The sequence below is a fragment of the Lagierella sp. genome (assembly GCF_029983815.1).
Taxonomy (GTDB): Bacteria; Bacillota; Clostridia; order Tissierellales; family Peptoniphilaceae; genus Mediannikoviicoccus.
The window spans coordinates 21,743-36,769 of record NZ_JASBYU010000017.1; the positions used below are offsets into that span (position 1 = coordinate 21,743).

At 36.4% G+C, this 15,027-nt stretch carries 10 protein-coding genes and 1 tRNA gene; 5 read left to right on the top strand and 6 right to left on the bottom strand.

Annotated features, from left to right (window positions below; translation table 11 throughout):
- Window positions 1–48: 48 nt before the first annotated feature.
- From Q1K37_RS07010 to Q1K37_RS07025, 4 genes are all read left to right on the top strand, one after another.
- Complete coding sequence (locus Q1K37_RS07010; RefSeq protein ID WP_300410819.1) at window positions 49–1,167, top strand: cysteine desulfurase family protein; 1,119 nt, start codon at window positions 49–51, stop codon at window positions 1,165–1,167.
- Window positions 1,154–2,257: a tRNA 2-thiouridine(34) synthase MnmA gene (gene mnmA, locus Q1K37_RS07015; RefSeq protein ID WP_300410820.1), complete on the top strand. Its 1,104-nt coding sequence runs from the start codon at window positions 1,154–1,156 to the stop codon at window positions 2,255–2,257. Before Q1K37_RS07010 ends, mnmA begins: the two co-directional genes overlap by 14 nt.
- Window positions 2,258–2,501: 244 nt before the next feature.
- Window positions 2,502–3,038, top strand: a complete 537-nt coding sequence (locus Q1K37_RS07020) for a hypothetical protein (RefSeq protein WP_300410821.1) — start codon at window positions 2,502–2,504, stop codon at window positions 3,036–3,038.
- The gene (locus tag Q1K37_RS07025; protein ID WP_300410823.1) at window positions 3,028–4,116 is read left to right on the top strand and encodes an Mbeg1-like protein; all 1,089 of its coding nucleotides are present in this window, start codon (window positions 3,028–3,030) and stop codon (window positions 4,114–4,116) included. Before Q1K37_RS07020 ends, Q1K37_RS07025 begins: the two co-directional genes overlap by 11 nt.
- 40 nt (window positions 4,117–4,156) lie before the next feature.
- Here Q1K37_RS07025 and Q1K37_RS07030 read toward each other — a convergent pair.
- The 5 genes from Q1K37_RS07030 to Q1K37_RS07050 all read right to left on the bottom strand — a co-directional run bounded on the left by Q1K37_RS07030 (window position 4,157) and on the right by Q1K37_RS07050 (window position 10,827).
- Window positions 4,157–4,232, bottom strand: a tRNA-Arg gene (locus Q1K37_RS07030).
- A complete protein-coding gene (locus Q1K37_RS07035; RefSeq protein WP_300410825.1) occupies window positions 4,233–5,423 on the bottom strand; it encodes a D-alanyl-D-alanine carboxypeptidase family protein in 1,191 nt (396 codons plus the stop codon).
- 223 nt (window positions 5,424–5,646) lie between these two features.
- The gene (serS, locus tag Q1K37_RS07040; protein WP_300410826.1) at window positions 5,647–6,921 is read right to left on the bottom strand and encodes a serine--tRNA ligase; all 1,275 of its coding nucleotides are present in this window, start codon (window positions 6,919–6,921) and stop codon (window positions 5,647–5,649) included.
- Window positions 6,922–7,294: 373 nt separating this feature from the next.
- The gene (gene clpB, locus Q1K37_RS07045; protein ID WP_300410828.1) at window positions 7,295–9,877 is read right to left on the bottom strand and encodes an ATP-dependent chaperone ClpB; all 2,583 of its coding nucleotides are present in this window, start codon (window positions 9,875–9,877) and stop codon (window positions 7,295–7,297) included.
- Between the two features lie 11 nt (window positions 9,878–9,888).
- On the bottom strand, window positions 9,889–10,827 hold the full coding sequence (locus Q1K37_RS07050) for a J domain-containing protein (RefSeq protein WP_300410830.1): 939 nt from the start codon (window positions 10,825–10,827) through the stop codon (window positions 9,889–9,891).
- Window positions 10,828–11,307: 480 nt separating this feature from the next.
- Between Q1K37_RS07050 and nox the strand changes: the two genes are divergently transcribed.
- On the top strand, window positions 11,308–12,654 hold the full coding sequence (nox, locus tag Q1K37_RS07055; RefSeq protein WP_300410832.1) for a H2O-forming NADH oxidase: 1,347 nt from the start codon (window positions 11,308–11,310) through the stop codon (window positions 12,652–12,654).
- Window positions 12,655–12,760: 106 nt separating this feature from the next.
- Here the strand turns inward: nox and Q1K37_RS07060 are convergent.
- Window positions 12,761–15,027: cell wall-binding repeat-containing protein (locus Q1K37_RS07060; RefSeq protein WP_300410833.1), on the bottom strand; the 2,267-nt coding region annotated here is incomplete at its 5' end.

A 15,027-nucleotide genomic window follows, 5' to 3' on the forward strand; every position in this document is an offset into this window, starting at 1 on the left:
GGAAGAAAGGTCCCTAATTGTGTTAAAATAAGTATTTACGGAGGTATTATGATTTACTTTGACTACGCAGCTACTTCGATAAAGAGAAGAGAAATATTTGAAGACATATTAAATAATTTTAATGAATATAACGCAAACCCGGACTCCCTTCATAAACTGGGAAGAAGCGCTAATAAGATACTGGAAGATTCAAGACAAAAACTTTCCAAGGTCTTAAACCTTTCTTCCAAATCCATCATCTTTAATTCGGGAGCTTCCGAGGGAAATAATACGATTATAAAGCATTTCAATGCTTTAGGCTATAGAATACTATGTACAAGAGCTGACCATCCATCGGTATTAAACACTTTGGATAAATTAAATGCAAATGTGGAATATATCGAGATTTGTAAGGACGGTAGAATAAACCTTACCGATTTAGAAAAAAAGTTAGGAGAAAATAATTCCCAAGGGTTTTCTTATGAAAAAACTTTATTGATTTTAACTTTGGTAAACAATGAATCCGGCACAGTTCAGGATTTAGATAGGATTTCCCAAATTTTAAAGGACAGAGAGGTTTGGCTTCACATAGACAATGTTCAAGGTTTTGGACATATGGATTTTGATTTTTCAAGATGTGATTCCATGGCGATTTCTGGGCATAAAATCGGCGGGATAAACGGATTTGGATTACTATATTTAAAAGATGATATCCAAAACCTAATCTATGGTGGCCAGCAGGAAAAACAAAGACGTGGTGGAACTTCCTTTGTTATGGGAGCTTATACCATGGCCAAATCCTATGATAAAATAGTTAGTGAAAGGCCTCTTGTAAAGGAAATCAAGGAAGGATTTATTCGAGATCTTAAAAAAAACGAAATCCCTTTTGAAATAAATGGCACTTTGGAACATTCTTCTGACCATATTTTAAATCTATACTTTCCCTTTGCAAAATCCGATTTGCTTTTGACATATCTAGATATGAAGGGAATTTGTGCATCAGCAGGTTCAGCATGTTCTGCAGGCTCCCTCGAAGAAAGCCATGTTATTACTGCAATGTACGATAAAGAAAGAGCCATGAATTCAATTAGATTTAGTTTTGGATTTACCAACACCATGGAAGATGTAAAATACACTATTAAAACCATAAAAGAACTCTATGATAGAAAGGTAGGTGAGGAAGATTAAAAAGAAGGTAGTTTTAGGAATAAGCGGCGGTGTAGACTCCTCCGTTGCAGCCCTCCTACTAAAGGAACAGGGCTATGATGTTACGGGAATTTTTATGAAAAACTGGGACGATTCCGATGAAAATGGTGTCTGTACGGCAGAAAAGGACTATGAAGACGTAGTTAAAGTATGTAATCAACTAAAGATCCCCTACTATTCCATAAATTTTGAAAAGGAATACTACGACAGGGTCTTCACCTACTTTTTAGAGGAATACAAGAAGGGTAGAACCCCAAACCCTGACATAATGTGTAATAAGGAGATTAAATTTAAAGCTTTCTTAAACTTTGCCTACGATTTGGGTTTTGATTTAGTAGCAACTGGCCACTATGCAAGAATCGGCGAAGGAAAGGACGGTTCAAAACTTCTCCTTAGAGGCTTGGACAACAATAAGGACCAGTCCTATTTTTTAAGTCAGCTTTCCCAGGATCAAATTAAAAATGTGATTTTCCCAATTGGTGACTTACAAAAGTCCCAAGTTAGGGAATTGGCAAGAAAACATAATCTGGCCACAGCGGAAAAGAAGGATTCTACTGGAATTTGCTTTATTGGAGAAAGAAATTTCAATGAATTTCTATCGAATTATCTGCCTGCAAGAAAAGGAAAGATGGTCTCTGTCGACGGAGAAGTAATGGGAAGCCACGAAGGTTTAATGTACCATACAATCGGTCAACGAAGGGGTCTAGGAATTGGCGGAGACGGAGAAGCCTGGTTTGTCTGTGGGAAAAATATCGAAAAAAACGAACTGATAGTATGCCAAGGCTCTGAAAATGAACACCTGTTTTCAAACAGGCTCTTAGCATCTCAATTTTCCACTCCAATGACTGAAAAGTTTCCCAAGGAATTTGACTGCACTGCAAAATTTAGATATAGACAAAAGGACATTCCAGTCCATGTAAAGTTTTTAGATGAGGATAAAGTCGAACTAACCTACGATCATGTAAAGTCTGTCACCCCAGGACAGGCGGCAGTCCTATACCAAGAGGAAATATGCCTTGGATCAGCAATTATAGATGAAGTTTGGAGAGATGATCATAGGCTGATGCTTTAATCAACTGGGGATTTGACCTTTAAAATATACCAGCAATAAGATTGCCATGATCAAAACTAGGGTTGTGATATAAAGAAAGTAAAAGTTTTTGCCTTTAAAGATTTTATTTAAAGGCTGCCCTACTTTCTTGTTTTTAATGGTCTCTATGATCTCCCTTAATATAAGGAGCATAAATAGAATTATCAACACTTTCAACATAGTATCACCTACACTGATTATACCATCTTATAGGAAAGGAATGAAAATGAAACGAAGAAACAAAGATACTTATATTTTAATCTCAGCTATTATTTTAGCACTTCTGGTATTCTTATTTATCCTAGATGACAGCAATTTCTATACTATTCCACAACGTAAACTTAATAATAACGCAGTGGACTTTCTTTTAAAATACGTTCCTGAAGATGAAGGGGAAGTAAAACTTATAAAGAAGTCCAGCACCAAGTCCTCCTACCTTCTATTATTTAAGACAGGAGAAACATATACTGCTGTAACCTACAATAAAAGCATGATATTACCTCTATACACCAGGGATTCTGTCTATTACAATATAGAAAACCTGGACAATTACAAGGTGTATCAAGACAATCACCTTAACACCCATACCTATGAAATCGTGAAAAACGGTGACGAAATTGAAATTTCAACAAATACCAAATCTTCTAAAAAACTCATACTGAATTTGGTATATGCACTGGTTTGCTTTTTAATAATCTTTATTGGAGTAACCATATCAGTTAAATCTAAGATTAAAAATGACGAGGAAAATAATGACCTATAATATCTATGACTATCTTAACTTCAGAGGCGATATAACATTTTTAAATGACGATCTAAACCCTATAGATGCGGTGATCTTTGCCAGACTATCCTATCTTCCAATGGGTCTTTGTATGGATGAAAATGATGAAATCCCCCTTGGTAAATTGGCACATAAACTAGTTAAACACAGGGACTTTGAAAACTCTTTAGTCTTACCTGAGGATGCAAAACTACTAAAGAGCATCTGCAATTTAGAGAGATACAAGGATATTCAAGCCCTTGGATTTAGAGATGAAATCGATTTGGAGATAGAAAAACAATTTTCTGCCATATCCTTTAAACTACCAAACTCCACCGGAGTAATCTCCTTTAGAGGAACCGATAAAACCCTCGTTGGTTGGAAGGAGGACTTCAATCTCAGCTTTTTAGATTATATTCCATCTCAACAGGACGCAACAAACTACCTTGACCATATGGCTAAGGATTTTAAAAGTTTGATCCTTACAGGCCATTCCAAAGGAGGAAACCTTGCTTTATTTAGCTTGACCCACTGTAAAGAAGAAAGTTATAAAAAGATTGTTGGGGCCTATAACTTTGATGGTCCCGGTCTACAGTCTAAGATTTTAAAGGGAGAAGTTAAAAGAAGGGCCAATGAAAAGATGACCCACTACATACCCGAGGGTTCAGTTGTGGGAACCTTACTTGAGCAGGAGGGAGAAATAAAAATAGTCTCCTCCACTGAAAAGAACTTTGCCCAACACGATATATTTTACTGGGGATTGGCAGGACCGGACTTTAACTACCTTCCGGACAGATCCCCTGAAAGCAAATTTGCAGAATTTACTTTAAAAGAGTGGATGTTAAATATTCCAGAAGAGAATAGAAAGATGTTCTTCAAATACCTCTATAAACTCTTTTACAATATCGGTAAAACCGAGATAAATTACAATTTTACAAATGCAGATTTTATTAAGACCATCGGGCAGCTTACCCTGTCACTAAAGGACCTTCCCTCAAATCAAAGGAAGATGATTTTAGATGGAGTTGTGGAACTTTTTAAAACTGCAACTAAGAATTTCAATTTGATGAAACAATAAAAAAAAGCCCTACATATGTAGAGCTTATAAAATAAGGTTATGGCACCCCCAACCGGACTCGAACCAGTGAATCTCCCTTAGGAGGGGAGTATTATATCCTGCTTAATTATGGGGGCTTAATATATATTGAGTAAAGTCTTAGTCCTCAAGCCCATATCTTTGGCCAGTCTCTTTACTCTAGTGAAGAAACCCGCCTTCTTATAGTCTTCCCTTACGACTAAGTCAACATTATATACTTTACCATTATTTCCCGTCAGATTCAATACCCCAACCTTATCTCCTGCCTTAAAAGGTCCTTGTTCTGTTATTTTAAATTTTTGTCCCACGATAAAGTTCTTATTTTTATCGTAGACAGCCTTTTTGTCAGAATTGGGATAGATGTCTATAAATCCCTTGTCGATGGAATTTACATAGATGGTTTGATATACCTTGTCATTGTCGATAATCTCACCATTTACATAATTCTTAGTGATATAGTCCACTATTTCTCCCACGATTGCCTGTCTATCCTGAGGACTTCCAGCACCCATTATAACGGCTAAAAACCTTTCATTTTTCAAAGTTTCATTCTTTAAAGGTCTAAAGGTGGAAATAACAGAATATCCTGCCAAATCCGTAGTTCCCGTTTTAAGACCATCCACTCCAGGCTCAATTCCTACCAGTGGAATTGTCGTAGGTTTGTCCACCTTGTACTTGGTGTTTACATATCTAGTCATGGAAGAAAGTTCCAAAATCTCTGGATAGGTGTCTAGTACATACTTTGCAAGTTTATATACATCCCTAACGGTCATGGAATTTTCAGTATCTCCAACTGGTAGACCTGTAGAATTTAAGAATTTAGCTTTTTCAAGGCCAATCTCCTTTGCCTTTTCATCCATCATCTTAACAAAACTCTTTTCATCACCAGCAACTTTTAGTGCAAGAGTGTAGGAAGCGTCGTTTCCAGATAATACAATTAACCCTTCCAATAGATCGTTTACGGTAACTTCCATATTTGGTTGAAGATTCATAGACGATCCGGGAATAGCCGCCATTTCTGGAGTAATCTTTACAATATCTGAAACATTGACTTCACCAGTGGTTATCTTCTCTTTGACTAAAATATAGGTCATTAGCTTTGTTATACTTGCAATATAGACCTCTTCATCCATATTGTTTCCACTTATAAAGCTGTCAGTATCGTAGTCTACAATCATGTAGCCCTTGGTTCTAGGACCAAAATGTAATGGTGACTCTGCAAATGCTATTTGTGGTAACAATAGTACTAAGGTCAGTGCAAATAATAAGACCTTTTTTAAATTCTTCATACTTCCTCCATTTTGAATATCTCATGCAATCATCGAAAGTTTAGCTTAAAATAATGATGAAAGCTCCTCTATATAGTAAATTTTAATTAATGACTAGGCATTAGATAGGTTTTAGTAATATTATATCACTAAAGAGGAAAAATTTAAATTTTTAGGTAGATAGTCAAGCACTCATACATGAGTGCTCGACAAGTCACAAAGTACCAGTCTAGTTTCACATCAACTATTTCTTTTCTATCTTTTCACAGGATCTCATATATTCCACCAACACCTTTGGTATTGTCACCGATCCATCTTCATTTTGATAATTTTCTAAAATTGCCGCCAATGTCCTACCAACAGCCAATCCTGAACCATTTAAAGTATGAACAAAGTGAACCTTTTTATTTTCGTCCCTATACTTAATATTTGCCCTTCTAGCTTGGAAGTCCAAGAAGTTAGAGCATGATGAAATTTCAACATACCTTCCATAACTAGGCATCCAAACTTCTACATCATAGGTCATGGTTGAACTAAATCCCAAGTCTCCCGTACAAAGTTTAACCACTCTATAAGGTATATCCAAAAGCCTTAAAACTTCTTCAGCGTTGTCCGTAAGTTTTTCCAGCTCCTCAAAGGAATCCTCTGGTCTTGTAAACTTAACCATTTCAACCTTATCAAACTGATGGTTTCTAATTAGACCTCTAGTATCCCTTCCGGCAGAACCAGCTTCTGCTCTAAAACAAGGTGAATAGGCAGTGTAGTATATTGGCAATCTTTCGCCATCAATTATCTCATCAGATAGTAAATTTGTTACAGGAACCTCCGCTGTAGGTGCAAGGTACATTTCCTTTTGAGGAACATAGAACATATCTTCAGAAAACTTTGGCAGCTGTCCAGTACCATACATGGACTTTTTATTGATTAAGCTTGGAATCCAAACCTCTTCAAAGTTATGTCTTTCCACATGTAAGTCCACCATAAAGTTGATTAGCGCTCTCTCAAGCCTAGCCCCTAGGCCTTTGAATACAGAAAATCTCGTACCAGAGATCTTTGAACCCCTTTCAAAGTCTAAAATATCTAAATCCGTACCTATATCCCAGTGAGCCTTTGGTTCAAATCCAAAGTCCCTTGGCTCTTTCCACCTTCTCATCTCTTCATTTTCAGTATCATCTGTTCCAACGGGAACAGATTCATGAGGAGTGTTTGGGATTGAAAGTAAAAGCTCTCTAATTTCTTCATCATGTACCTTTACATCTTCATCCATCTTCTTAATCTCGTTGGATAACTCCTTCATCTGGCTAAAGATTTCCGTTGTATCCTTACCCTCTTTTTTCATAAGGGGAACTTGTTTGGAAATTCTATTTTGTTCCGCCTTTTTTTCTTCAACTTCTGAGATAAGCTCCCTTCTCTTTTCATCCAGTAAGATTACCTTTTCTATAGGAAACTCTCCCCTTCTCTTTGCCAGTGCAGCAAGAACCTCTTGCCTATTATTTCTAATTCTTTTAATATCTAACATAAATTCCTCCCAATTTTAAAATTCGATGTCAATTACATAGTTCAACAGTATCAAACCTAAATGGGAACAATAAAAAAACCCGTTCCCACAAAGGGACGAGTTAACCCGCGTTGCCACCCTAATTACACATAAGTGTCTCTTCATTGGCATGACTCCAAGACGGATTCAATAGTTCCACCTGCAACCTTTCACCACACGGTCACTCTCTACAAGACTTTCCTACCTACTATTTCTCTTCAACGTCAATATATAAATTTGACTTTAGTATACCACAGTCTATAAATTTCTGCAAGTATCATCATACCAATAAAAAAAAGATGCCCAGATTTTCCTAGACATCTCATAATGTGAATACTACAATGGTTTATCTTATCTACTCAGTTACAATGGTCAATTCTCCATCTTCAACAGTGATTAGCACATTGTCTTCATCAAACACTTCACCCTTTAAAAGCTTTCTACCAAGTTCTGTTTCCACATACTTTTGTAAAAATCTCTTAATAGGCCTTGCACCATAATGAACATCGTAGGCCCTTGCAAGAATAAGCTCCTTAGCAACCTTATCTAACTTAACGCTAATTTGTCTATCCCTTAATCTGTCTTCAATTTCCTTGATGTCATTATCTAAAATATCATACACTTCATTTTCGGTTAATGGTTTAAATAAGACTATATTGTCCACCCTGTTTAAAAACTCAGGTCTAAAGGTATATTTCATCTTATCCATAACCGTATCCCTAGCCCCTTGGGAAATTTCGCCATCCTTGTCAATTCCTTCTAGTAGGGTTTCAGAACCGATATTGGAAGTCATAATTATAATGGTGTTTTTAAAATCCACAGTCCTTCCTTGATTGTCGGTTAATCTACCATCATCTAGAACTTGTAACAAAATGTTGAAAACATCCGGATGGGCCTTTTCGATCTCATCAAATAAAACTACTGAATAAGGCTTTCTTCTAACGGCTTCTGTTAGCTGTCCACCCTCTTCATATCCAACATATCCTGGAGGAGAACCAACAAGTCTAGACACAGAATGCTTTTCCATATACTCACTCATATCTATCCTAATCAAATTCTTCTCATCATCAAACATAGCTTCCGTCAATGCCTTTGCAAGCTCGGTCTTACCAACACCTGTAGGACCTAGGAAGATAAAGGAACCGATCGGTTTATCAAAGGAACCAATACCAGACCTAGAGCGGATAATGGCCTCAGTAACTGCAGTAACCGCCTCGTTTTGACCGATAACACGTCTATGAAGAATTTTATCCATATTTAAAATTCTATCCTTTTCAGTCTCAACAAGCTTAGAAACTGGAATTGAGGTCCATTTTGAAACCACCACTGCAATCTCTTCTTCAGTTACCTCTTCCTTTAGATTGGAACTGCTATTCTTATTTTTTTCAGTAGCTTCCGCCAACTGAGTTTCAAGATTAGCCAATGTACCATATCGAAGTTGGGATAACTTTTCAAAGTCGTAATGTCTCTCTGCAGCTTCCATTTCAATCTTTACTTCATCTATCTTGGATTTAAGCTCCTTAACCTCATCGATTGCAGACTTTTGCTTTCTCCAGTCTTCATATTCGATATCGTATTCGCTCTTAAGATCCTGTAATTCCTTTTCCAAGTCCTCAAGTCTTTTCTTACTCAAGGAGTCATCTTCCCTTTTTAAAGCAGCCCTTTCAATTTCGAGCTGTAAAATCTTTCTATTCTTTTCATCAAGGGAAGAAGGCATGGAATCTATCTCAGTTCTCACCATGGCAGATGCCTCATCCATCAAGTCTATAGCCTTGTCAGGTAAGAATCTGTCGGTGATATATCTATTGGATAGAGTTGCACAGGCAATTACCGCATTGTCGGATATTCTAATACCATGGTGAATTTCATATTTTTCCTTAATCCCTCTTAGAATTGATATAGTATCCTCCACAGTCGGTTCAGTAACCAATACCTTTTGGAATCTTCTTTCCAAAGCCCCATCCTTTTCAATATATTTTCTATATTCATCCAAAGTAGTTGCACCAATTGTGTGGATTTCTCCCCTTGCAAGCATTGGTTTTAACATATTGGATGCGTCCATCGCCCCTTCAGAGGCCCCAGCACCAACTAGAGTGTGAAGTTCGTCGATAAATAGTATTATCTCCCCTTCAGACTCGTTAATCTCCTTTAAAACGGATTTTAGCCTTTCTTCAAATTGGCCTCTATACTTTGCACCGGCCACTAGAGAAGCCAAGTCCAGTGCAAAGATAGTCTTGTCCCTCAAAGTTTCAGGAACATCATTCTTTACTATCCTTTGAGCAAGACCTTCCACAATGGCAGTCTTACCAACTCCCGGTTCACCAATTAAAACAGGGTTGTTCTTAGTCCTTCTAGAAAGAATTCTTACACAGTTTCTTATCTCGTCGTCCCTGCCAATAACCGGGTCAATCTTTCCCTTTCTAGCATCTTCAGTTAAATCCCTACCGTATTTCTCCAAGGCATTCATAGAGCTTTCAGGGTCATCAGATTCAACCCTATTGCCCTTTCTTATCTCCTTAAGTGCATTTTCAAATTCCCTTGTACTTATATTGTAACGACTTAACACTTCAGGAAAAGTCACATTCTTTTCTTTTATAAGCGCCAAATAAATATGTTCCACAGAAATAAAGCTGTCCTTCATCCTCTTAGCTTCATCTTCCGCCATTAGAAGGATTCTTTGGAAAAGTTGAGAAGGGTATATATTTGAAGGACTATCAACCTTAGGTAACCTATCCAATTCAAAGGTTAAATCCTTTAAATAGCCTTCCTTATCCACATTCATCTTCTCCAAGGTCTTGCTGACCATCCCTTCAATGTCGGAGACGAGAGCATAGTGAAGATGTAGATCTGTAATTTCTGGGTTCTTATTTTTCAAAGCAATATTTTGAGCTTCTTGAACCGCTTCCATAGATTTTTTAGTAAGTTTGTTTAAATCCATAATCCTCCACCTTACCTTTCACTTACAGACTTTTTTAACTCCTTATATAATTCTATTTGTCTATCGTTTAAACTGTCAGGATTTACAATTTGAATTTCCAAATATAAATCCCCTCTATTACCTTTCATATCCCTAAAGCCTTTGTTGGACACTTTAATTTTTTGTCCAGATTTAATTTTTTCTGGTATTCTAACCTTTATCCTTCCCTCTAAAGTGTCAACGACTACCTTCTCACCAAGTAATGCATCCCATGGATAGACCTTAACCTTCTTAGTAATATCTAAACCGTCAAGGATGTTTTCAGAGTCAATTACATTTACCTTAATGTAGATATCACCGTCTAGACCTATCTTTTCACCCTTAGTTCTAATTTTCTTACCTGGTAAAATTCCCTTAGGAATTTTTACATTTAAAGTTTTATTCTCACCATTTATATTCAAGTTAAGTACTTTTTCAGCACCGTCAAAGGCTTCCTTTAAACCAATTGAAACTTCAGTTTCATACTTTTGTCTTTGTCTCTTGGACTTTCCAGTAAACCCTGAGAAAATATCTCTTGCAGAGTCCTTTGCCCTACTTCCAAATCCACCAAAACCTCCACCAAAGAACATGTTGAAGAAGTCAGAAAAGCCTTCTCCGCCTGAACTTGTATAAGTGTAGGTGTTACCATTTCCAAAATTTGAAAAGTCAAAACCGTAGGCAGAAGGATCGAAGTTTTGTCCACCAGTAAAATTATAACTAGATCCAAAAGTATCATACTTTTTCCTCTTGTCCTTGTCTCCAAGAACTTCATAAGCCTCATTTATCTCCTTAAGTTTTTCGGAGGCCTTCTCATCACCTTGATTTAAATCCGGATGGTACTTCTTTGCCAACTTTCTATACGCCTGTTTTATTTCGCTATCCGTTGCAGATTTTTCCACACCGAGTATTTTATAATAGTCCTTATATTCCATAATAACCTCCTCTTAACTTTGACTTTCTTTGACCATCATTATTGTAACATATCTGAAAAGAATTATCAATGAAAATCATAATTTTTCCTAAAATACTGGAACAATTTTCTACTTACCTTTCCTTTCGAATATTCATTTATCTTACAATCTTTTATGAGTAGAAGAATCTAACAATATTTCTTTAATTTGCTTTAAAAATCTACTAGCCCTTCTTCATTTCCTTAATTACTTCCTCTTTAATTAATAAAGTTAATTGCACTTACAGTAAAATTTTTACCCCTCTATCCTTATTATTTTACAAGTCAACACCGCTCTTCTATTGACTCATTTACCTTTTGTCTATATTAAATGATAATCAAAATCAGTTGTATCCAATTCTACTAATCTTTATTGCAAATATTAGGCAATTATGTTATAATCCAATTATAAATCCTACTGTTTTAGTAGGGTTTAAATTCAATAAGAATGAGGGGGATAAAAATGACAAAAATCGTAGTAATTGGAGCAAATCACGCAGGGACAGCTGCATCTAACACCATTTTAGACAACTTTAAGGATTGTGAGCTAACCATATTTGATAAGAATAGCAATATTTCTTTCTTAGGTTGTGGAATGGCGTTGTGGATTGGAGAACAAATTTCAAAATCAGATGGACTTTTCTACTGCAACAAAAATATCTTTGAAGAAAAGGGCGCAAAAGTACATATGGAATCTGAAGTACTTTCTGTAGATGAATACAAAAAGACTGTAAAAGTCAGATTAAAAGATGGGCAAGAGGTTGAAGAATCCTATGACAAGCTGATTATAGCAACAGGTTCTAGACCAAGATCCAACGGCCTTCCTGGAGAAGACTTAGAGAATATAGAAGTTGCAAAACGCTTCCAAGACGCCCAAAAGGTAAAAGCCATTGGCCAAAGGGAAGAAATCAAAAATGTAGTTGTAGTAGGATCTGGATATATAGGTGTGGAACTTGCAGAAGCCTTCCAAAGAATTGGCAAAAACACCACCCTTGTTACAAGAGATGAAAAAATCCTACAAAATTATTATGACCACGAGTTTTCAAAGGACTTAGAAGATGCAATGGCTGAAAACGGAATAAAACTAGTATTCAATGAAGATGTTGTAGAATTTAAAGGCGAAGATGGAAAGGTAAAACAAGTTGTAACAAATAATAGTACCTACGACGCTGACCTTGTAATAAATTCCATAGGTTTTGTACCAAATGTATATCTTCTTGAAAATTTAGAAAGACATGATAAAACAGGTGCCTACCTAGTGGATAAACATTTTAGAACCTCAAACAAAGACATCTATGCCATTGGAGATTGCGCAACTATCTACTACAAGCCTACAGAGCAACAAGAATACGTTGCACTAGCTACAAATGCAGTTCGTTCCGGAATAGTAGCCGCTCTAAATGCATGTGGAATGGACATTGAGACTCCTGGAGTTCAAGGCTCATCTGGAATGCAAATCTACGGTCATAAAATAGTAATGACTGGATTGTCTTTGGACTTGGCAAAAAAATATGGAATAGATGTTGAGTACACAGACTTTGAAGACTTCCAAAAACCAGGATTTATGGAAAATGTGCCAAACGCTAAAGTAAAGATAAGGATAATTTATAGAAAAGATGACAGAAGAATAATCGGCGCTCAACTTGGATCCACCTATGACGTTTCCATGGGTATCCATATGTTCAGCTTGGCAATTCAAAAAGATGTAACCATCGACGAATTAGCTCTAACAGATATCTTCTTTATGCCCCATTTCAATCAGCCTTATAATTATATTACAATGGCCGCACTAGGAGCAGTTCTTAAATAATTCAGATTTTAAAAAATGGAAAAACTGTTGAGAGAGTCTTACTTTCCTCAACAGTTTTTCTGTGCTCAAACAAAGAGACTGGAATTTTCCAGCCTCTAGTTTTTTATTATTTAGCTAAATCGCTTAGCACCTTTTCACTTACCATGGATCTACCACCAATGGCAGTTATCTTTTCAATATTATTTTCTCTAATATAATCTACTAAAGTCTTAGGTGCATCATTTGCTTTTGTCAATAGAATTGGCATATCTAATAGTCCACCTACTGGTGCTATTACTAGTGCGTCTGCCCACTCTTGTCCATTTGCTACAAATACTGACTTAGCATTTGGGAATTGTTTCTTCGCTATATCTATAGCTGTTTCGTATCTTGTACTTCCCTTCATTGTTTCTACTACTGTTGGTAATTGACTGGTTGCAGCACTTGAAACACTTGAACTTCCACCTGCTATATAAACTCTTGAGATAGCTAATTCATCAATTGCATTTTTAATTGTTCCTGGAACTGATCCAGATTTAACAAGTAATATTGGGAAGCCTTCTCTTGAAGCGAAAGGTCCTACTGTAAGTGCATCAGCAAAAACTTCTCCACTTGCCACAACACCTGTTCCAAGTTTACCTGTAATTCCAACTACTCTTCTAGCAACTTGTGCTGAAGTTTCATATCTGTTTCCACCGTAAATTCTTTCAACGTCGTCCTTGTCAAATTTACCTAGTTGAGTTTTTACTTCTTCAGAAACAGAAGTTCTACCACCAACAATGATGATGTCTCTAGCACCAAGTCTGTTAATTTCAGCAGCTACTCTACTATCTAAATCCTTAGAATTAGTCAATAGAATTGGAGCCTTCAATAACTTTGCTAGTACAGAAGCTGTCATCGCATCTGGGAAATTTGCCTTATCTACGATTATTACAGTGTCCGCTTGTCCATAGTATTTCTTTGAAATTTCTATAGCTGTTTCAATTCTGTCCTTACCCTTAGTTCTATCAGTTACAATATCCTTAGGCTCTGCTGGAGTCGGCTCTGGAACTGAAGGTGTAGGATCTGGAGTTGGTTTAACCTTAACCTTTTCTATTACAGCAGTATAAGTTGTATCTTCGTTTAGGATTCCTTCAAATGCTGGTGTCCAGCCCTTGAATTCATATCCGTCTTTTACTTTTACCTTTGGTGCTTGGGCTTCTACTTCTTTTGCATCTTTTCCCTTAGGAAATACTATCGAATTGTTTATTCCGCCAGCTTCATTTGCTACAAATTCCGCTTTGTCTTTGTCAGATTCCTTTATTACAAAGTTTACTCTGATCTCTTCTGGTACCTTTTCTAGTTTCTTAAAGTTTGCTGTGTAAGTTGCATCTTTCTTTTCTGTTGGTGTAAAGGTTGCATCTTTTGATACTTCTTTTCCACTTTCATCTGTCCAGTTTACAAATTCGTATCCTTTTTCTGCCGTAGCTCTTGAACCTTGTAGTTCTCCTGTTACAACTTTTACTGTTTCTTCTGCTGGGTCTACTGTTCCCATTTCAGTATCATTAGAAACATACTTAACTGTTACTTCATTTTCTTTAAATACTGCATTTAGGGTAATATTTTCAATTACTGGAGTAGTAAAGTCGTATTTTTTACCATCTTTTTGCCATTCTATAAAAGTATAGTTTTCTTTTATTGGATCTTCTGGTTTTGCTACAGTCTTACCTTTTTGTACTTTTACTGGTGCTATTTCACTTCCACCATTTGTATCAAAGGTTACTGTTACCATTTCTATTGGTTCTATTGGGGTTAAGTCTCTTGACCATACTGCCTTTAGAGTTATATTTTCTTCTACTGGTGTATTGAAGTCGTACTCTTTACCATCTAGTTCCCATCTTGCAAATTTCAATCCTTCTTTTGTTGGATCTTCTGGTTTTGCTACAGTCTTACCTTTTTGTACTTTTATTGGTGCTATTTCACTGCCACCATTTGTATCAAAGGTTACTGTTACATATTCTTCTACTACTGGTTTTTCTAAAACAGTTACTACTACCGGTTTTGATTCGTTTGAACCCGCAAAATTTATAACTTCGACTTTATCCTTAGGTGCCAAAGTTACATTTTCAGGAACAGGTAATAATACATAGTTTTCTCCATCAATTTCTTTAGTTGGGAATGGCGTAAATTTGTCATCCACTATTGTACCCCATTGACCACTGTTAAGTGAAGCTGAAACTGTTTCACCATTAGGAAGTTTAACTTGAATCTTATCTATACCTTCCTCAGGTTTAACTTTAATATCTTTATCATTTTCATAAATAGGTTTCACTATTGGAGTAGAAACTACAACTTCCTTAAAGTTTGCTGTGTAAGTTGCATCTTTCTTTTCTGTTGGTGTGAAGGTTGCGTCTT